Raw genomic sequence first — 19,328 nt, 5'->3', positions numbered from 1 at the left:
TTAACGTTCAGATACCATATCAGAGGAAGGTACACGTAAGAGCGTATAGGTTACAGCACTATGATTTGCTTTTAATCCTAAACCATTAATAACCGTATTTTTATACTTTACATCCATTACCGCTGCAAAAGCATGTCCTGTCTTGGCATCCTCTTTTTCTAATTGCTTTTTATCCCATGGCAAAGCACTCGCATCTAAGGTAACTATCCGTGATCCATCAGCAACTGATCCATACCGTGAATTTGTTGTGTATTTATCATTTCCAGCCCAGTAAGTATATGACACAATTGGATGTTTGCCGCTTTTACTACGAGTCGCTAAAACATAATAGAAGTCATCTGAACTATTTCCCATTTGAAGTGGGCGATAAGTGGTTGAAGTCTGTGTTTGTTGATGATTATTAATATCAACTGGACGGAAAAATGTGAGATATGACATCCCCCCGAGCCAACATAGCGAGACAACTAATAAGATCACATAACGAATCACTAAGTTTAATTTAAATACTTTTTTTGTCTTCGCAATCAGCATTAATTGTTTAACACGGATATAATGGATTACATAACAAAAAAAGACAATTGCACATATCCACGATAGCCATCCTAGCCAATTCCAACTCATAATTTTCAATACTCCATTCTCTAAATTATTTACTATGATTATCACACAAATTGATCCACTTGTCGTTAAATCTTAATAACAAACGAATAAATTTAATAAAATAACTACAAGGATAAGTTCAAACTGTGCTAAACTAATTTTTGGTAACAAACTGTGTCTTGATTTAGAATAAGAGATAAGGTTAGTATTATTTAATAATATACCTACTAAGGAGGAATGTTTTCATGGACAATTTGAGTGAGCTTGCTCAAGAATTGATTAATTTTGAGCGCGAAAATGACTTAAATGATAATGAAGTTGCTTTCGGCAGTCATTTATCTGTTGAACGAATTCACGAAATTAAATCATCCAATACCCCAGTAACTTCAGAGGAAGTCGAATTGCTTCAACGGTTCATGCAAAGTAAGTAACATTACCATTCATGCCATTGTGGCAAAATCAAAATTTAATACCTTCTAAAGCAGAACTAATAATTATTGCGCTGCTCTAAACTAAAAAGGATCCAAAAGAAATATTACTTTCTTCTAGATCCTTTTTCTTTTTATCTTGGTTGATAGAATTCAACAGGAATAAGTTTAGTTTCGATCTCTTCATGAGGTGTTTCTATTCGTTTCATTAAAGTTTCAATTAATTCTTGTGCCAATAATGGAATTGGTTGAATTATTGTTGGAAGGTAAGGCGCTACTTTCCGAATTAATCGTGAACCATCATAACCTGTAATGAAAAAGTCTTTATTTATTTGCTTTCCTGCCTGGTAGTAAAGATTGCTAATCGTTAATGCTTGGACATCATTAGAAGCCAGCACTCCATCATAATTACCAGGGAAAGTAGCCTCAAGATCCAAATGCTGAATAGCTAAAGGTTCAAAATCTCGTTTCTGTTTATTCAAAAAATCAAGTGCCCCTTGAATTCGATTGATGGTAGGTGAAACAGAAGTATCTTCATCCACAATTACCGCTAAGTGTTTTACATCATGTTCTACTAAATACTTCGCTGCTAGTTCACCCCCATGATAACTATCAGCTGCAACAATTGGAATATTGTCAGCAAGATATCTGTCAAAAGAAACAATGGGAGCAGTAAGTTGATGATATTCCTCTATCCCCAGATTATGAGAACCCGAAATAATCCCATCTACTTGATTTGCCATCAACATATTTAAGTATTCATGCTCTATTTCTGGATTTTGTGCCGATGATGCAATAATTGTTTTATAACCCTTTTTAAATAATTCATGTTCAAGTTCATTTGCTAATTCTGCAAAAAATGGATTAATTAAATTAGGAAAAATCAAGCCAACAAACTTAGATGGTTTTCCCTGCATCGCCCGTGCCAAGGCATTTGGTTGGTAATTCAACTCTCGCATCGCCGCATGGACCTTGTCAATCGTCTTTTGACTTAAAGAACCATAATTATTTATTACTCTTGAAACAGTAGTTACTGAGACCCCCGCTAATTGAGCAACATCTTTTAACTTAGCAACCATTCTAAAACTCCTTGATTAATTTCGTTTAAGTTATTCCATTATTATAGCTCACCATATTTGAACAATCGACGGTTACTTTAAATATAATTTTAATCGCTACTTTTCCACAAATGGGTTCTATTACATATGTTTAATTTATCATTTATCCAAAAATATTTTTCATTTGATAAAACATGTTTTGTGAAGATGATAATTATTGATTTTATGATATTTTCTCCCCTGTTTTAAAGGATTTCACTTGCTTTTTTACCTTCAAATTAAATTGACGCTAAAGAGAATTAATGCTAGTTTATAGGTAGTTGAATCTTTAGAACTTCTTAAACTTTTTGACCTTTTTGAGATTATTTTAATTTATGAAATGATTAATAAGCCACTTTTAAGAGTAATGTTTAGGAATTTCAAATATAAATTAAGGAGTCACTGCCAATGAATCGTCAATCTAATAATGATCCATCAACCCATTTTAAGATGTACAAAAGCGGAAAAAAATGGGTCTTTGCTGGATTAACTGCTGTTACCTTATTAACTGCTAGCGGCGCTGTTGCTCATGCCGATGATGCTTCAGTTTCTTCTGCAGAACCTGCCGCTACAACTACTGCCAATACACAAAATAATACAAGTAGTGCTGCTAGTACTTCTACTGTCGCTCAAAGCACATCAACTAGCGCTTCAGCAGAAAGTACTGCTGCCTCTAATGCCAGTCAAGCTGTCGCTAGCCAAGCCACAGCTGATTCAGCTTCAGCACAGTCTACTGAAGCTAAACAAGCTGCTCCTGCTGCTCCAAAGGCTGCTAGTGCCGTTGCTGCACCGCAAGAGAACTCCACAACGGACTTAAGTACCCTCCATTTCAGTAATAACGCTTCACAACAAGCATTTATCCAAAGTGTTGCTCCAGGTGCAATCCAAGGATGGAATGAATACAAGGTTCTCCCTTCAATTACAGTTGCCCAGGCTATTGTTGAAAGTGGTTGGGGCCGTTCAGCCTTGTCAACCCAAGCTCATAACCTATTTGGAATTAAGGGTTCCTATAATGGAAATTCAGTTGTAATGCGTACGCGAGAAGTTTATGGTGGTCGGAGTGTTTACGTTAACGCCAATTTCCGAGCCTACGCTAACAACTCCGAATCAGTTACTGACCACGGTCGCTTTCTCAATGTAAATAGTCGTTACCGTAACTTACTTGGTGACACTAATTATGCATCTGTTGCAAATAAGCTTCGGCAAGACGGCTATGCTACTGATCCAAACTATGCTAGTACCTTAATTCGTTTTGTTCAAACATATAACTTAAACCAGTTAGATGCGGTTGCCCTTTCTGGTAAAGTTGTTACAAATAAGCAGACCGAAAGTGCTCAAACTCCAGAAACCAATGTAACTGTTTCTAACACCGGTTACTATACTGTTAAGGGTGGAGACACCTTATCACGCATTGCCGGACAATTTAATACGACTGTAAATAACCTCGCCGCCTTAAATGATATCCACAATGTTAACCGTATTTATATTGGTCAACGGCTCTTGGTTCGTCAACCTGCTGCTGAACAACAACAGCAACAAACAACCCCTAAGCAAACAGAAACCAATACTACCACTAACAGTAATACATACACCGTTAAAAGTGGCGATACCCTTTCAGGAATTGCGGGTAAATTTAACACCACTTATACTCAATTAGCTCAGCTCAATCATATTAGTAACCCTAATATGATTCATGTAGGTCAAGTATTAACGCTTCATCAAACTACAGCTCAAAATACTACTACTAACCATCAAGAAAGCCAGCAAAATAAACAAGTTACAACTAGTGCTAATGGCACATACACCGTTAAAAGTGGTGATACCCTTTCACAAATTGCCGCTCGTTTTAACACTACAACATCTGCATTAGCTTCAACTAACCACATTAGTAACCCTAATTTAATCGAGGTTGGCCAACAATTACGGATTAACAACAATAGTGCTAGTACACAAAAAACCACTTCACACTATTCCACTACTAATCATGGAAATTACGTAGTTCAAAGTGGTGACTCACTATCAAAGATTGCCGCCTACCACGGATTAAACTGGCGGTCAATCGCAGCTAAGAATAACATTCAAAGTCCATACACAATCTTTGTAGGACAACGTTTATCACTATAGTTGCTCAATTTAAAATAATTAAACAATATATAGCAAGAAGTATAATAAATTCTATGCCTCTTGCTTTTTTGTTTTAAAAAAATTCTTTTCTGTTCTAGAATAAAGGTAGGCAGTTTATTATTAATATTCACTAAATTACTATTAGGGAGTTTATAGAAAGTAAGTGATATTTATTGTGGTAGACCGTTGGACAACAGATATTCCAAATGTTAATAAAATCAGTCAATTATTTAAATTACTAGGGAATCCTAAAAGATTACAATTATTATATTTGCTGATTCAACATTCGATGAGCGTTTCAGAAATTAGTATGAAGTTGAACTGGGAACAATCGGGGGTTTCTCACCAGCTGCAACTATTGAGAAAATATAATTTAGTTCAACAACGGCGAGAAGGGAAAACCGTTATCTATCATTTAGAGGATCCGCAGGTAATGACCTTGATCGCTGATGTATTAAGTCATGCAGAAAAAATCATCTAATAATTTAGTGAATATTCTTTGGGATCCCCCCATTGAAATAAAAGAAAGGCGTTTAGAACTCATCCTAAGTCAAACTTAGACGATGACTTCTAAACGTCTTTTCGTTAGTTAACAAATTTAATTTCTAATCGTTCATTTTCTAAAACTCCTTTTACAATCAATGACTTGCCATCATAGAACTGATGCTTATCTAACCAAAACCCAAGATGTGCGTGACTATAAAACTTAAAACTATACCGCATTGCATTATTCAGTTTACTAACCCGCAACACACCTTGTGAGCCATCTGAACAAGTAATATTTTGTGATTGATTATTATCATGAACATAAATTATTGTCATTCTTCTCACCTCCGTTTTTATTATATCCTATTTTCGGACTGCCTAAAATATTTTTAAGCAAAATAAAAAAACAACAACTTCAGCTATAGGAAAGTTGTTGCTTTTTAACTAATCTGCAGCTAATGCATCAATTGGATTAAGATTTGCCGCCCGGCGTGCAGGAAGCAATGCGGCAATAAACGAAATTACAATCGCAATTACAATTGCAAAGATTACATTTCCAACAGTAATTTGCACAATATTATATTTAATCAAGCCATACAGAGCGTGGTTAATAATAACCGTTACAACTGCAACAATTAGCAGTGCAAGAATTGCGGAAAACAGTCCAATAAAGACAGATTCAGACGTAAATAATCGGCGAATATCTTTCTTTCGTTCACCCAAGGCTCGCAAAATACCGATTTCTTTTGTCCGTTCCGAAACCGACATGTACATTGTCACAATAATCATTAATGCCGACACAAGTAATGAAATTCCAGCAATTGAAGCAAGAACCGTGGAAGCAAGACTAACATAAGTATTAACAGTTTTAAGGATCGACCCGACTGTAATCGCTCCTAATATCCGTTTGTTATTACTACCACGAAGATTGTCGATCTTATTCGCTACTCCTTGAACATTGTCAAGATTTGTTACATTAACGGTTGCAAAATTAGCAGCCGTAGAGGCATTCGCTTTTTGAAGCAGCGCACGCATAGTGGAATAAGTAATTGAAGTCCCGGCACTCGCACCTTCTGTAATCCCTGCTACCTTGAAGTTTCCAGAAACGGGAACTGGACTATTATTGCCATCTATCCATGTAAATGAAAGACGGATAGTTTTACCAACCATTTGCTTATAATTTTTGGCACTTGATAATTGGATTGCTTGTTGCTTTGTAAGAACGATTTCACCATTCTTGGGTTTATGCCCCTGCTTGATTGAATTGCTAGTAATTGCCTTACTCCAGGTACTTAGTGAAGTTCCGCTCTGCTTTTTCCCATTATAATCAAGCTGAAAGGCACTCACCATAATTCCCGGCTGGACAGACGACACATTATCAAGCCTTCGTAACCGGTCAATATTATGGTCGCTAATCGTCATTGATTGGGGATTAGCTGCCATCGTTTGTCCTAACGATGATTGAATTTGTTCCTGGGTCATCTTTTTACCAGTTGTGTTTTTAAATACGGTAATTGCCTGCGGGTTAGCAAGAGAGTTAATTTGGTTTTGAATGTAACCATTTATCCCATTACCTAAACCACTAAATAAGAGTACCGCAAAAATACCAATTGCGGTTCCAAGCATAATTAACGAATTACGCCAGAAGTTATAGGTCAAATGCTTAAAAGCCGTTCGGTAGCTCGCCATCGCCGGTAGAACTCGTGGAGTAATCTCTGTAGGGTCTTCTGGAATCGGATAAGCAGGACGTAATCTTTCATCGCCGTCAATTTTTCCATCAGCTAAATGAACAATTCGTGTCCCATTATCCGCTACTTCCTGGGAGTGAGTAACGGCAATCACTAATTTCCCATCACGAGCAATTTCGTCTAATAATGCTAATACTTCTTTTGTATTCTGCGCATCTAAGGCTCCTGTAGGTTCATCAGCAATAATAATTTGTGGATCACTGGCCAATGCCCGAGCGATCGCTACCCGTTGCTTTTGCCCTCCTGACAAATGGTTCGGATGCTTTTTTACTTGCTCACTTAAACCAACCTTATCTAAAAGTTCCAACGCGCGCTTCCGCCGTTCTTCCTTAGTCAAAGTTGTCATATCCAACGCAACCAAAACATTATCCAGCACCGTTAAGTGAGAAATTAAGTTATAGGACTGATAGATATAACCCACTGTCGCACGCCGATATCTATCTAGTTGCTTTTCTTTTTTATGGTCGAGGATTTTACCATTTACGAGGACTTCACCTTCAAAGTTACGATCAAGGCCCCCAATGATATTCATTAAAGTGGACTTTCCACCACCTGATTCACCAAGGATGGATACAAATTCTCCCCGATCAAACTGCAAGTTAATTCCCTTAAGAACTGGAAATTCCTCTTTGTCAAGATAATATGATTTATATATGTTTTTTAATTCTAAAAAAGCCATTGCATCCTCCCCTTTACTATTTATTTAGTCCGTTTATTATAGCAAGGTTCGTTATAAAAAAGGCTTTTTGCTCATAATTCTTTAACATTATTTATATTATTGGTCTGTGGAATTTTTGCTTAATGTAAGTTTCCCATCGGCTAACTCGTAAACATTATCTGCATATTCACGTAAACGTAAATCATGGGTTACAGCAATCACCGCTTTTCCTTTCTTTTTAGCCAGATCTTGAAATAATTGTCCCACTGACTTTACTAAATTACTATCTAAAGCTGCTGTTGGTTCGTCTGCAAGAATTATCTCAGGATCGGTATATAAAGCACGCGCAATCGCTACTCGTTGGTTTTGACCTCCTGACAATTCAGAAGGGTATTGCTTGAGCAGTTTTTTTATCGCGAGTTTTTCCAATAATTCATCAAAAGCTGCTGATGAAATATTACCGCTCTTCTTTACACGATCAACAAGTTTAAATTGATCAGCCACATTTAGATAAGGTAGCAAGTTATACGACTGAAGAATAAAACCAATTTTCTGCAAGCGCAGTTCATCACGTTTTTTAGAAGATAACTTTTCAATATCAATTCCATCAATTAACACTTTTCCGGAAGTAGGTGTTTGTAAACCGCCCGCAATTGTTAAAAAGGTACTCTTTCCTGATCCAGAAGGCCCTAAAATCAAATTTAATTCTCCCGCTTTAGCAGAAAAATTAACATCTTTAAGAACATGAACACGGCTAATTCCTTCGCCATAATATTTGTTAACATCTACTAACTTTAATTTTGACATAACATTTGCCTCCCATCTTAATTCAAGGCCTGTACGGGGTCAATCTTAATAATCATTCGCACTGGTAATAATGAACCAATCATCCCAAGAACTATTAATCCCACTGCCATTAAACTAATTAGGGGCCAATTCATAATAACTGGTACCGACATTGGAATTGCCACACTCGTAAGAAGGGTTAAAATAATTCCTCCTATTACACCACTAATCATTAGGAAAATTGATTGAGTAACTGTTGCAAGAATTAAGTGCCGCGCAGGAATTCCTTGAGCGCGCATAACTGCATAATGACTTATTTTTTGCATGGTAAGAATATATAAGAAGACCGCAATTACAATTAACGAAATTACCATTAAGAACCCAATCATAAAAGTAAAGGTATTATTTTGTGCTGAATATCCCGGTAGCTTATTAATATATTCGTTAACAGTGTAGTGTTGGAGAGCGGGATAGGAACTTTTACTAAGCTTATGGTCAGAAAAGAGTCCGCTAGCAACAGCCGAACTATTTAATCCTCTCAGTTCCCGCCAAACTGGTAAACTACCATATACGACGGGCGCAACACTAAATTTAGCGTCATTGACAAAACCAACAATCTTATATTTCTCATTTTGAGAATTGATTGTTACTCGATCTCCTAAATGATAACCCTTTTTGCTTAAACTCTTATCAACAACAATTTCGTTATTTCCCTTGGCTTGACGACCACTTGTAATCTTGATCTTTTCCCGGGAAATAAATTGGTCAGGATCTAAACCGATAAATTGAGCACTTTCTTTACTTGCTCCTTTTTCTTTAAGAACTACTGGTGCCTGCCCAACAAGCGCAACATTCTTTTGATCCTTACCTGCTAGTTGATCGCGAGTAATAATCGATTGTCCAAGATTATCATTACTATTCTTATTTAGAAAAACAGTTTCCGTACCCCACTCTTTAATAGCAGCATCATTTTCATTTTGTAATCCCAACATCATTCCCATTAGGAAAAACATTAAGTAACTAATCAAAACAATCATGGCAACGATTAATCCGTAATGCAGCTTTTCATGTTTTATTTCTTTTAGTGCTAAAAACATATTCTACCTCCTACTGTAATAGTGCAGTTAGTGCCTTGGATAGCCGTTCAATTGCTTCATCTTGTTTATTGGGTTGAAGAAGGCAATCCTTAATTGTTTCATGACTTAAAACCATTACACTCCATTCTTGAGCACTATGAATTTTAATTTGCGGTTGCGTATTATCACGTAACAATCCTTCATTTGTTTGAAAGTGTAAACGCATAAACTCACGGTACTTACTTCCGTTGATCTCATCTACAAAAGCTTTAATCTGATTAACATAATCACTCGCAGCTAAAATATGGTTAGCCCGGGTAATTGGTGTATGGATTTCTAAAATTGCCACTTGGTAAAGATACTGATACGCCTCCGTTAAATCTGCAAAATACTTATAAAATGCTCCTCTGGCGATTCCCGCTTGCTTTACAATTCGTGCAACTTGAGCACTTGCTAAGCTATGTTGACTAAATTCTGTTAGTAATGCATTAGTAATAAGTTCTTTTTTCTGTCGATTTAAATTTTCAAATGTTGTACTTGGCATCTTAATTCCTCCACCGCATTGTGACACCGTGTCACTGTGAATGTATTTTATACACTATCATCAAAGTGACACCGTGTCAATCATTAAGTGAAAGAATTAAGTTGTTACTATTTATACAAGTTTTTCGATTATAAGGCATAAAAAAGCGAGGCGAAAAATTTTTCGCCTCGTTTTTAATATATTTAAATTTTAATCTTAATCTAGAATTAAGCTTCTTCGCCGCCAACCTTAACAACAGCTTTTGAAACTTTGCCTAATTTACCACTAACAAAGTCTTCAACACCACCAAGGTCTAATTCGTGTGAGAAGAGTGGTAGTGGATCAACAACTCCAGAAGAAAGAAGTGCAATTGAGTCTTCAAAAGTGTAAGGGTTAATGAAGGCCCCTTGAATTGTAAGTTGCTTTTGGAATACGTCGTAAGTGTTTACTGAGAACTTGTCATCAGGGTTACCAACACCAAACATTAATACTTGAGCACCACGAGCTGCAGCTGCAAGTGCTTGTTCTTGAGTAGCTGGCAAACCAACCGCTTCAACAACGATGTCATATGCATCAGCAGGAATTTCTTCCTTAGTAGTGTTGATAGTCTTAACGCCGAAGTGCTTCCGGTTGTTTTCCAACTTTTCATCTGAACGACCAGCTAAAGTAACTTCGTGAATACCACGAGCCTTCAAGATTTGTGCAAATAATTGACCTTCAAAACCATCACCTAATACTAAAGCCTTTTGGTATGGGTGAGTTTCAAGTAAGTCAACACCGTGCATTGCACATGAAATTGGTTCAACAACGGCAGCTGCCTTTAATGAAACATCATCAGGAATTGGGTAAACAACCTTTGCAGGAGCAGTAAAGTATTCTTCAAAACCACCGTTACGGGTAACACCAACAGCATCAAGGTGTTCACATAATTCTGGGCGTTGAGTCCGACAATACTTACATTGACCACAGTAGATGTTAGGGTCAACGGTTACACGATCCCCTGGCTTAACGTTAGTAACTTCTGAACCAACTTTTGTAACCACACCTGAGTTTTCATGACCTAAAACAATAGGAGGAACAGCTGATGCAGATCCTGGAAGACCGGCATAGAGCGCTTTATCAGTACCACAAATACCAGCGTAGGCAGTATGAATCAAGACTTCATCAGGCTTGATTTCAGGTTCTTTAATATCTTCAATTTCGAGTTGCTTTTTACCTGTTAAAACAAGTGCCTTCATAATTAAAATACCTCTCTTGTGAATTTAATCATTTGTCAAGTGATAGTATAGTGTGAAAACGCCTTAATTGTCAAACGTCCAACAATTATCTCACATTCTTTTCGCTATCATAAAACGTTAAACTCATTAAATGTAAACTTAAGCAAACGCCAGTATCAAAGCATTTTTAAAAAAAGTGCAATTTTTAAATATTTTTTTCTTCACTAAGTTTGGGCTGATTTTTTACTAATGCATAAATGGTTTTACTACTATTTCTTCGATCACATAATTTCACAAGGCTTTTTACTCTATTCAGCGTTTTATATTAAGAAATAGAATGTTTCTACATATAAAATAATAAATTCTAAATTTATATAGAAAATTTTTCCGCCTTTCAGAAAGCGCTTAACTACCATTAGGTACGCCAAAACTTATCTCCAACCACTCCTCAAGATCGCCCAAACTGCTGTTATAACGGCGATTTTCCATTGCAGGATATATTTTTTTATGTTACCCTAACAAAGTATTCGAACTTAGTTAATTATGATTTCCAATCTAATTAACAAAACTCAAACGAAAGGTGGATTTGGCGTGGACGACACAAAGAATCAACACCGGAAGCATAAACTTATTGAATATGCTAACGGTAAATCACTGGAGGAAATCAACGGAACAGTTGAAGTTCCTCGTGGAAAAGGCTTTTGGCGAACATTATTCGCTTACTCTGGTCCCGGCGCATTAGTTGCTGTGGGTTACATGGATCCAGGTAACTGGTCAACTTCAATTACCGGTGGACAGAGTTTCCAATATACCTTAATGACTACTATCTTGATTTCAAGTTTGATTGCGATGTTACTTCAATACATGGCGGCTAAACTCGGAATCGTGAGCCAAATGGACCTTGCTCAGGCAACACGGGCACGTACCGGTAAAGCATTAGGTATTATTTTATGGATTATGACTGAGTTGGCGATTATGGCTACGGATATCGCTGAAGTTATCGGAGCTGCTATCGCATTAAACTTACTGTTCCACATTCCGTTGATCCCATCTGTATTTATTACTGTTCTTGATGTTTTAGTACTGCTATTATTAACCAAGATCGGATTCCGGAAGATCGAAGCAATTGTTGCATGTTTGATTTTGGTGATCTTATTTGTTTTTGCTTACCAAGTTGCCTTATCTAACCCTAACTGGGGTGGCGTATTTATGGGCCTGCTCCCATCAGCCAAAGCAATTGCCCAACATCCTGAAATCGGTGGTATCACCCCACTAACTGGTACCCTAGGTATTATTGGTGCGACCGTTATGCCTCACAATTTATACCTCCACTCAGCAATTTCTCAGACTCGGAAGATTGATCATAATGATCTAGACAGCATTCGACAAACAGTTCGCTTTACTACTTGGGATTCAAACATCCAATTATCTCTTGCATTTATCGTTAATTCCCTTCTTTTGATTATGGGGGTTGCCGTTTTCAAGACTGGTGCTGTGCAAGATAGTTCTTTCTTCGGTCTGTATGATGCATTAAATAATACTTCAATGCTTAGTAACCCAGTGTTAATTGCTGTTGCCAAGTCAGGTGTATTATCTACTTTATTTGCAGTTGCCTTACTTGCTTCTGGGCAAAATTCAACAATCACTGGAACATTAACTGGTCAAGTTATTATGGAAGGTTTCATTCATATGCGAATGCCTTTATGGGCACGACGGCTAGTTACTCGGATTATTTCCGTTATTCCGGTTATCGCATGCGTTGCTATGACGAGCGGTGAAAATACTATCCAACAACATACCGCCTTGAACCTTTTAATGGAAAATTCACAGGTATTCTTAGCTTTTGCCCTTCCGTTCTCAATGTTACCATTATTAATGATGACTAACAGTGAAGTTGAAATGGGTGAATTTAAGAATAGGGGCTGGGTTAAGGTTTGCGGTTGGATTTCTGTAATTGCCCTTACCTTCTTAAACCTTTACAACCTTCCTGCAACTTACGAAGGCTTTGGTATTTGGTCAAAAGGAACATCTGACGTTCTCGCTTATATCACAATCATTGTTATTCTTGCTCTTCTTATCTGGACTTGTGTTGAACTCTATAAAGGGGACAAGCGGTTTGCTGCTGAAGGCAAAGGATTCGGCCAACGTGAAGCTCAAATGAAAGATTCAGTTGTAGAAGATTAAAACAAAAAACTGGAAGTAAATTTCCAGTTTTTTATTTTTGTAACGATTCTTTCACAAAATGTTCATACTTGAACGGTATAGTATAGACAATCCCTAATATAAATAAACCCCTATTTTTCTTCTATACTATCCCCCTCAAAATAGCTATGAAGAAATACGAAAAGTGGTCGGCCCATAATGAGTCGGCCATTTTTTAATACATCTAGGCTCACCATGGTATAATAAGGAACTAGATATATTACTCATTAAGTATGAGGTGAAATCATTGAATAATAAAGATAATAATCAAAATAACAATAAGCGGCGGCCTACACGGGTTGAGCTCTATGACACTCCTAAGCCAGGTGAAGAAAAGAAAAAACGTTCTTTCTTTAATCGTAAGCCTAAACAGCCTACCCCTAACCATAAACACAAGACAGCATCCCCTAATAAGAAAAAGAATCCATATGGAATTTCTCGCCGGATGTTTAAGGTCATTTTAGGCTGTCTATTAGTTGTCTTAATTGCAACCATTGTTATTTTCCTAGTTAAACAACAGGACCCTGTCAATGTTGATAGTAATGACACTACTGTCTCCACCAGTACTTCATCACGCAAGAAACACAAAAAGAGCAGCAGTAGCAGTCATAAACATCGTTCAAATTCCAACGACAGTGATGATAATGATACTCAAGATACTTATAGTATTTCAACGCCTAGTCGTTCAAATAGCACCCCTCAGACAAATCATTCAACTAACCAACAACCAACTACTAACTCTTCCTCAACTCCACAACAAAACCAACCATCGCAGGAAGAACACCACGATCAAGGCAACAGCCAACAACAATCTACTTCACAACCAGCAAGTAGCAATTCTGGGTCACAGTCTAATCAAAGTTCGCAAAGTACTAGCTCCCAGTCAAACCCGCAACCAGTTCAACCTCATTCTCAAAATAATCAACATTAATTTGGAATAAAGGGGTTGTCAATTAAAGTGGGCGTGCTATAATCAAGACAATCGATTGAAGGATATGCACCTTCAAAGTCCTCTACAGAGAGTAAGTGCCTTGAGTGAAAGCACTTGTGAGTGACAATGATGGATGTACCACCTTCCCTTATTATTAGCCGAGATAAGGCTAGTCGGATCGTGTCCGTTACTGCACCTTAGAGAGGACATTACTAGTGTGTCCTAAAGATGGGTGGAACCACGCTAATTTTTGTTAATTAACGTCCCTGATACTTTCAACGTTGAAAGTATCAGGGACGTTTTTATTTATATTAAAGGAGAGATTTCTATGGCTCAGGTTGCTGTTATGTCCCCAGATGGATCAGTTAAGAAGATCGATCGGGATTCACAAGAAGGTTTAGAAGCATTACGTAAACTTTCTGCATTAATGTTAAAGGCTGCATTAAAACAAGAATTTAAGGGTATTCGACTTGGTGAAGCTGTCGCTGACGAAGATGGCTTCCACGTTGATTCTGATAAAGATAATCAACAAGTTTCTGCTGACGAATTACCAGCTCTTGAAGACGTAATCAAGGGAATGGCAAAGAACGATGTTAAGGTAGAATTTGTTGAAGTACCTGTAGAAGAAGCACTTGCCGAAGTAAAAGATGATCGTTTCTCAACTGAATTGATCAATGAAAATGCTAAAAACGGCAAAGTAGCAATGTACCAACTTGGTGATGTCAAAGCTGTTGCAGATGATGACATTCTTTTATATGGTAACGTTGTTAAAAACTTACGCCTTCTTTCTGTTGCTGGTGCTTACTGGAAAGGTATGTCTTCAAATCCAATGCTTCAACGGATTTACGGAACTGTCTTCTACAAGAAGGACGCATTAGAAGAAGACTTAAAGAAACGTCAAGAAGCTAAGGAACGTGACCACCGTGTTATCGGTAACCAACTTGACCTCTTCTTTGTTGATCCTAAAGTTGGTGCCGGTTTACCATACTGGTTACCAAAAGGTGCTACTATTCGTCGGACAATCGAACGTTACATCATTGACCGGGAAGTTGCCGATGGTTACCAACACGTTTATACTCCAGTCCTGATGAATCTTGATGCATACAAGACTTCTGGTCACTGGGAACACTACCGCGATGATATGTTCCCACCAATGGACATGGGTGATGGCGAAATGCTTGAATTACGGCCAATGAACTGCCCAAGCCATATTCAAGTTTACAAGCACCATATTCGTTCATACCGTGATCTCCCATTACGAATTGCGGAACTTGGTATGATGCACCGTTATGAAAAATCAGGTGCCCTTTCTGGTCTTCAACGGGTTCGTGAAATGACTTTGAACGATGGTCACACCTTCGTGACCCTTGACCAAATTCGTTCTGAATTCGCTAAGATTTTGAAGTTGATCATGAGCGTTTACGAAGACTTTGATATTACTGATTACAGCTTCCGTCTTTCTCTTCGTGACCCTAAGAATGTTAAGAAGTACTACGCTAATGACGAAATGTGGGAAAAATCTCAATCAATGTTGAAGTCAGCAATGGACGACCTTAACCTTGATTATTATGAAGCTGAAGGTGAAGCTGCCTTCTATGGTCCAAAACTTGATATTCAAACTAAGACTGCTCTTGGAAATGACGAAACAATGTCAACGATCCAACTTGACTTTATGCTTCCAGAACGATTTGGACTTTCCTACGTTGGTCAAGACGGTAAAGAACATCAACCAGTTATGATTCACCGTGGTGTTGTTGGAACAATGGAACGGTTCATGGCTTACTTAACAGAAATTTACAAGGGTGCATTCCCAACTTGGTTAGCTCCAGAACAAGTTCACATCATCCCTGTTAACGAAGAAGCCCATGGTGAATACGCCGATGCCCTCGCTAAGAAGATGAAGGCTGCTAACATTCGGGTTAATGTCGACCACCGAAACGAAAAGATGGGCTACAAGATTCGTGAAGCTCAAACACAAAAGGTTCCATATACTCTTGTTGTTGGAGACGATGAAAAGAATAACAATGGTGTATCTGTTCGTAAGTACGGTGAAAAGGAACAAAATGAAATGAGTCAAGAAGCATTTATGAATGAAATTCTTGAAGATATTGCTTCTTACTCCCGTGAAAAGTAATTAAGACTAAAAATGGTTTTATCACAACTTTGTGAAAGCCATTTTTTTGTTTTAAATTTTATGAAAGTGAAATTTTTAGCATAACTTTAACCACCAAAAATAAACCGTTTTCGAAACATTCGTGAAGTTTTGGACAACCTAAAATTAGTGATTGACACTATTCATCAAAGGTTTTATAGTAATAAACGCTCGCTTTTGAGCCACTAAATATAATAACTAATCATAAAAAACAAAAACTATTTATTTGGGAGGTATAAGATATGTCTACTATGAACGATTTATTTAAAGCAATGGGTAAAGCTACTGAAGAACATCACGCTAGCGGCCTTTCATTTGAAGCTAAGACTGATACACCTGCTGGTATTGGTCAAGGTATCCTTAACGTTCGCAAGTAATTTTAAAGGAACTGTGACATAAGTTAAGTTCCTTTCATAAAAAGCAAATACGCAGTACAACAATGGCCTCTAATGTCCGGCAAAACCGAACGTTAGAGGCCTATTGTTGCTTGCGGGGGCTCCCAGAGGCTAGCTTCGCGTCGAAAAACGAAATCACAAGTGACTTCTGTCTCGCTCCCTTTTTATTTATCCTTAATAGCTGAAGCAAATATAAACATAACTAACCCCAGGGCAAATAGAACACTTAATGAAGCCGCACCGACCGTCGATTTACCAGTCCATTGAGTAACGATTCCAACAATAAAGGGACCGAGAATTGCGGAAAACTTCCCAAGGATATTATAGAAACCAAAAAATTCACTACTGTCATTTTTAGGAACAAGGCGGCCGAAGTATGATCTACTAAGTGCTTGAAGTCCGCCTTGGCTTGTCCCAACTAAAATAGCTAAAATCCAAAAATCGATCAAAGTTTCTAACCGTAAAGCATAAAGACAAATAAAGAAATAAACGATAATGCCTAGCATAATAATTCGTCTCGTAGAAAACTTATTAGCAAGCCAACCATACAAAAGTGAAAATGGAACAGCAATTAACTGAACTACTAACAAAACCACCATCAGCATCGTTGTTTGAATCCCTAAGTCTTTACCAATAACTGTTGCCATCGTAAAAATTGTATCAACACCGTCAATATAGAAGAAATAGGCAACTAAAAACCATGTCAACTGCTTATATTGATTAATATGATGCATGGTTCTTCTCAGACGGTGCAAACTATCGATAAAAGGATTTGTCACACTGTTGACGCTATAACGTTGATGACCATTTTTTAATAACGACCACGCAAAAATAACCCACCAAACTGCAGCCAGAATAAAACTAAATCGGGCTACTCCATAACTGTTTAGGAGACCGCCAAAGCCTTTACTTAGTTCTGCGACTAAAAAGATAATAAAGGCGACCACTCCTCCTAGATAGCCCATTCCATAACCGGTCGACGAAACACGGTCCATTTGCTTATTATCAGCTACATCTATTAGGAAACTATCATAAAATAAATTTCCTCCTGAGTAACCAATGATCGACCCAATATAAACAAGTAAAAGCACCTGCCAATATTTGGTTGGAACAAGAGCAAGGCCAATTGTCAGTAAAATTCCCAACCAAGTAAAGAGATTTAGCCAGCGTTTTTTTGCATGCGGATAATCAGCCAATGCTCCCAATAAAGGTGCAAGTAAGGAAATAATAAGCGTACCAAAACTATTTGCATATCCCCACAGCGCTGTCGAATTCGCTGCACTAACACCGGCATGATCAGCTACTGCTTTGAAATAAACTGGTAAAACAGCGGTCACAACTAAAATTCCATAACCAGAATTTGCCCAATCATAAAAAATCCATTGCCATTGTTGTCTTGTAAACTTCACAACGTCACCTCAGTCTTTAAAGATTGCATCAATTGCTTGTCCGGCAGTTGGAGTCGGATAATGTAATCCTAATAATTTAGCAAATGTCGGTCCTTCATCAACCAGGTGAGCATTTTCAACAGTCGCACCACCTTTGATTTGTGGCCCGGCAAAAATAGCGGTAGTGAAGTAATTTGCTTGTGTTGGCCCGTAACCATGGACCCCTCGATAGCGATCGTGAGTTCCAATTGATTCCGAATCAACTTTTTCGACAATCGCTGGCCTGTTTACCTCATCAGTGAAATAGTATCCTGGTTTGGCTTCGACGAGGAATGTGCACTTAGGATCTGCGCCCCGTTTGATCGCCGTTGCGTTATCATAGATTCGCTCAACCCCTTCGACACCAGCAATCATTTGCTTAAGTTTTCCTCGATCCACGGCACCACGAGTGTAAATATAAGTTTCTCCATCACAAGTTTTAGCAGTGACTTGCCAGTTATTTCGATAGGTGCTTTTCTTTCCAAGAGGTTGAAGAAGTCCTTGTTGCGCAAACAACATATTTAAATGAATCATCTTATCAACATTAATTTGATAGTGATCTCCTAAAATTACAAAGTCTGTTTGCGCATAAGTACCGGTATCTTTCGTCGCTTGAATTATCTTAGCTACGCGTTTATCTAGACGGTGTAATGCTTCTTTTGCTTGTGGTGATCGAACCCCATAACGGTGACGCATACTATCCATATCAACTAAGTGAACTAAGGTTAAGTCTGGCTTTTTATTTTTAATCGTATCAACCGCACATGCTGTTACAAAATCGTCAAGCCACGGTTGCTTAATTCCGTGCCGTAATTTACCATATTTCTTATTCATTTCATATAGAAATAACGGACTACTTGCCTTTAACGAAACCAGTACTTGATTTGTCCAAATTCGATTAGGAAAGATTTCCGCAAGGTTATAATCAATCTTACTGCCAGCAGTAACAGGCCACAAAAATGCAGCAGTTGTTAAGCCCTTTTCTTTTGCAATATCATAGAGGGGCATCGATTGAATATCTTTTCGATACCAGAACCAGTCAGGCGATTGCCGGCGTGGCTGCAATTTAGTATTGTTAACAATTCCATGCACAGCCGGATACTGACCGGTAATAATCGAAGTATGGGATGGGTAAGTTAACGTTGGAAAGATTCCTTTAACTTTTTTTACCCAGGTTCCTTTTTTTATTAAATTCGCTAATGTTGGTGTTATTTGGCGTAATTCGTTTAGGTCACGAAACCCTAGTGAATCTAGCGAAATAACAATTAGCTTATGCTGTTTCATTTGTTCATCTGCTTTCTTTTCAAACTCATTAGCTATTTTAAAATAAATTATTGTTAATAACTAGTTTTGAAAGCAATTATCAAAAATCATTCTCATCGTAAGCGCCAAAATTTGTATGATAGAAAGGTTAACCCAGATTGGTAGACTGTGGATTGCCAATAAGTTTTAAAGTGAAATTTGATTCACAGTAATTT

Annotated in this window: 17 protein-coding genes; 7 read left to right on the top strand and 10 right to left on the bottom strand. The window is 37.7% G+C overall.

All coding sequences use genetic code 11. The annotated features are described in order from the left end of the window. Positions 1–621 (bottom strand): LVIS_2131 family protein, encoded by a 621-nt coding sequence (locus tag LMB56_RS08905; protein ID WP_229279960.1) that lies wholly within the window; start codon positions 619–621, stop codon positions 1–3. 224 nt (positions 622–845) lie between these two features. Here LMB56_RS08905 and LMB56_RS08900 point away from each other — a divergent pair, with 224 nt between their 5' ends. Continuing rightward, positions 846–1,031 (top strand): LBP_cg2779 family protein, encoded by a 186-nt coding sequence (locus LMB56_RS08900; RefSeq protein ID WP_003665077.1) that lies wholly within the window; start codon positions 846–848, stop codon positions 1,029–1,031. A 131-nt stretch (positions 1,032–1,162) separates the two neighbouring features. On the opposite strand, the gene LMB56_RS08895 is transcribed toward LMB56_RS08900, so the two are convergent. Next, on the bottom strand, positions 1,163–2,107 hold the full coding sequence (locus LMB56_RS08895) for a LacI family DNA-binding transcriptional regulator (RefSeq protein ID WP_066035840.1): 945 nt from the start codon (positions 2,105–2,107) through the stop codon (positions 1,163–1,165). Between the two features lie 426 nt (positions 2,108–2,533). Between LMB56_RS08895 and LMB56_RS08890 the strand changes: the two genes are divergently transcribed. Together LMB56_RS08890 and LMB56_RS08885 are read left to right on the top strand one after the other, a co-directional pair. Further along, a complete protein-coding gene (locus LMB56_RS08890; protein WP_229284069.1) occupies positions 2,534–4,249 on the top strand; it encodes a LysM peptidoglycan-binding domain-containing protein in 1,716 nt (571 codons plus the stop codon). A 163-nt stretch (positions 4,250–4,412) separates the two neighbouring features. Beyond that, positions 4,413–4,730 (top strand): ArsR/SmtB family transcription factor, encoded by a 318-nt coding sequence (locus tag LMB56_RS08885; protein WP_003665080.1) that lies wholly within the window; start codon positions 4,413–4,415, stop codon positions 4,728–4,730. Positions 4,731–4,834: 104 nt separating this feature from the next. Here the strand turns inward: LMB56_RS08885 and LMB56_RS08880 are convergent, their stop codons facing one another. The 6 genes from LMB56_RS08880 to LMB56_RS08855 all read right to left on the bottom strand — a co-directional run bounded on the left by LMB56_RS08880 (position 4,835) and on the right by LMB56_RS08855 (position 10,764). Then, complete coding sequence (locus LMB56_RS08880; RefSeq protein WP_035157089.1) at positions 4,835–5,071, bottom strand: hypothetical protein; 237 nt, start codon at positions 5,069–5,071, stop codon at positions 4,835–4,837. Between the two features lie 108 nt (positions 5,072–5,179). Continuing rightward, positions 5,180–7,162, bottom strand: coding sequence for an ABC transporter ATP-binding protein/permease (locus LMB56_RS08875; protein WP_229274651.1), 1,983 nt, complete (start codon positions 7,160–7,162; stop codon positions 5,180–5,182). 96 nt (positions 7,163–7,258) lie between these two features. Then, positions 7,259–7,948, bottom strand: a complete 690-nt coding sequence (locus tag LMB56_RS08870; protein WP_229284068.1) for an ABC transporter ATP-binding protein — start codon at positions 7,946–7,948, stop codon at positions 7,259–7,261. A gap of 17 nt (positions 7,949–7,965) precedes the next feature. Next, positions 7,966–9,024: an ABC transporter permease gene (locus LMB56_RS08865; RefSeq protein WP_003669354.1), complete on the bottom strand. Its 1,059-nt coding sequence runs from the start codon at positions 9,022–9,024 to the stop codon at positions 7,966–7,968. A gap of 10 nt (positions 9,025–9,034) precedes the next feature. Then, positions 9,035–9,547: a TetR/AcrR family transcriptional regulator gene (locus LMB56_RS08860; protein WP_229274652.1), complete on the bottom strand. Its 513-nt coding sequence runs from the start codon at positions 9,545–9,547 to the stop codon at positions 9,035–9,037. 206 nt (positions 9,548–9,753) lie between these two features. Further along, positions 9,754–10,764 (bottom strand): zinc-dependent alcohol dehydrogenase family protein, encoded by a 1,011-nt coding sequence (locus LMB56_RS08855; RefSeq protein WP_229284067.1) that lies wholly within the window; start codon positions 10,762–10,764, stop codon positions 9,754–9,756. 522 nt (positions 10,765–11,286) lie between these two features. Between LMB56_RS08855 and LMB56_RS08850 the strand changes: the two genes are divergently transcribed. The 4 genes from LMB56_RS08850 to LMB56_RS10435 all read left to right on the top strand — a co-directional run bounded on the left by LMB56_RS08850 (position 11,287) and on the right by LMB56_RS10435 (position 16,405). Next, positions 11,287–12,927, top strand: coding sequence for an Nramp family divalent metal transporter (locus LMB56_RS08850; protein WP_003669360.1), 1,641 nt, complete (start codon positions 11,287–11,289; stop codon positions 12,925–12,927). 265 nt (positions 12,928–13,192) lie between these two features. Continuing rightward, entirely contained in the window at positions 13,193–13,876 is a 684-nt protein-coding gene (locus LMB56_RS08845) for a hypothetical protein (RefSeq protein ID WP_267865190.1), read from the top strand. Between the two features lie 328 nt (positions 13,877–14,204). Continuing rightward, a complete protein-coding gene (gene thrS, locus LMB56_RS08840) occupies positions 14,205–16,010 on the top strand; it encodes a threonine--tRNA ligase (RefSeq protein ID WP_229284065.1) in 1,806 nt (601 codons plus the stop codon). A gap of 260 nt (positions 16,011–16,270) precedes the next feature. Continuing rightward, complete coding sequence (locus LMB56_RS10435) at positions 16,271–16,405, top strand: hypothetical protein (RefSeq protein WP_003675372.1); 135 nt, start codon at positions 16,271–16,273, stop codon at positions 16,403–16,405. Positions 16,406–16,587: 182 nt separating this feature from the next. On the opposite strand, the gene LMB56_RS08835 is transcribed toward LMB56_RS10435, so the two are convergent. Together LMB56_RS08835 and LMB56_RS08830 are read right to left on the bottom strand one after the other, a co-directional pair. Beyond that, complete coding sequence (locus tag LMB56_RS08835) at positions 16,588–17,832, bottom strand: MFS transporter (RefSeq protein WP_229284064.1); 1,245 nt, start codon at positions 17,830–17,832, stop codon at positions 16,588–16,590. A gap of 9 nt (positions 17,833–17,841) precedes the next feature. After that, complete coding sequence (locus LMB56_RS08830; RefSeq protein WP_229284063.1) at positions 17,842–19,134, bottom strand: alkaline phosphatase family protein; 1,293 nt, start codon at positions 19,132–19,134, stop codon at positions 17,842–17,844. Positions 19,135–19,328: the final 194 nt, after the last annotated feature.

This window comes from Limosilactobacillus reuteri, assembly GCF_020785355.1.
Taxonomy (GTDB): domain Bacteria; phylum Bacillota; class Bacilli; order Lactobacillales; family Lactobacillaceae; genus Limosilactobacillus; species Limosilactobacillus reuteri_I.
This window is presented reverse-complemented; position numbering and strand designations above follow the sequence as displayed.

Excerpts from the sequence above, each read along its gene's own strand:
- LMB56_RS08860 (WP_229274652.1), bottom strand. The coding sequence starts at position 9,547 with ATGCCAAGTACAACATTTGAAAATTTAAATCGACAGAAAAAAGAACTT.
- LMB56_RS08875 (WP_229274651.1), bottom strand. The coding sequence starts at position 7,162 with ATGGCTTTTTTAGAATTAAAAAACATATATAAATCATATTATCTTGAC.
- LMB56_RS08880 (WP_035157089.1), bottom strand. The coding sequence starts at position 5,071 with ATGACAATAATTTATGTTCATGATAATAATCAATCACAAAATATTACT.
- thrS (WP_229284065.1), top strand. The coding sequence starts at position 14,205 with ATGGCTCAGGTTGCTGTTATGTCCCCAGATGGATCAGTTAAGAAGATC.
- LMB56_RS08870 (WP_229284068.1), bottom strand. The coding sequence starts at position 7,948 with ATGTCAAAATTAAAGTTAGTAGATGTTAACAAATATTATGGCGAAGGA.
- LMB56_RS08900 (WP_003665077.1), top strand. The coding sequence starts at position 846 with ATGGACAATTTGAGTGAGCTTGCTCAAGAATTGATTAATTTTGAGCGC.
- LMB56_RS08830 (WP_229284063.1), bottom strand. The coding sequence starts at position 19,134 with ATGAAACAGCATAAGCTAATTGTTATTTCGCTAGATTCACTAGGGTTT.
- LMB56_RS08850 (WP_003669360.1), top strand. The coding sequence starts at position 11,287 with ATGATTTCCAATCTAATTAACAAAACTCAAACGAAAGGTGGATTTGGC.
- LMB56_RS08905 (WP_229279960.1), bottom strand. The coding sequence starts at position 621 with ATGAGTTGGAATTGGCTAGGATGGCTATCGTGGATATGTGCAATTGTC.
- LMB56_RS08895 (WP_066035840.1), bottom strand. The coding sequence starts at position 2,107 with ATGGTTGCTAAGTTAAAAGATGTTGCTCAATTAGCGGGGGTCTCAGTA.
- LMB56_RS08855 (WP_229284067.1), bottom strand. The coding sequence starts at position 10,764 with ATGAAGGCACTTGTTTTAACAGGTAAAAAGCAACTCGAAATTGAAGAT.
- LMB56_RS08890 (WP_229284069.1), top strand. The coding sequence starts at position 2,534 with ATGAATCGTCAATCTAATAATGATCCATCAACCCATTTTAAGATGTAC.
- LMB56_RS10435 (WP_003675372.1), top strand. The coding sequence starts at position 16,271 with ATGTCTACTATGAACGATTTATTTAAAGCAATGGGTAAAGCTACTGAA.
- LMB56_RS08865 (WP_003669354.1), bottom strand. The coding sequence starts at position 9,024 with ATGTTTTTAGCACTAAAAGAAATAAAACATGAAAAGCTGCATTACGGA.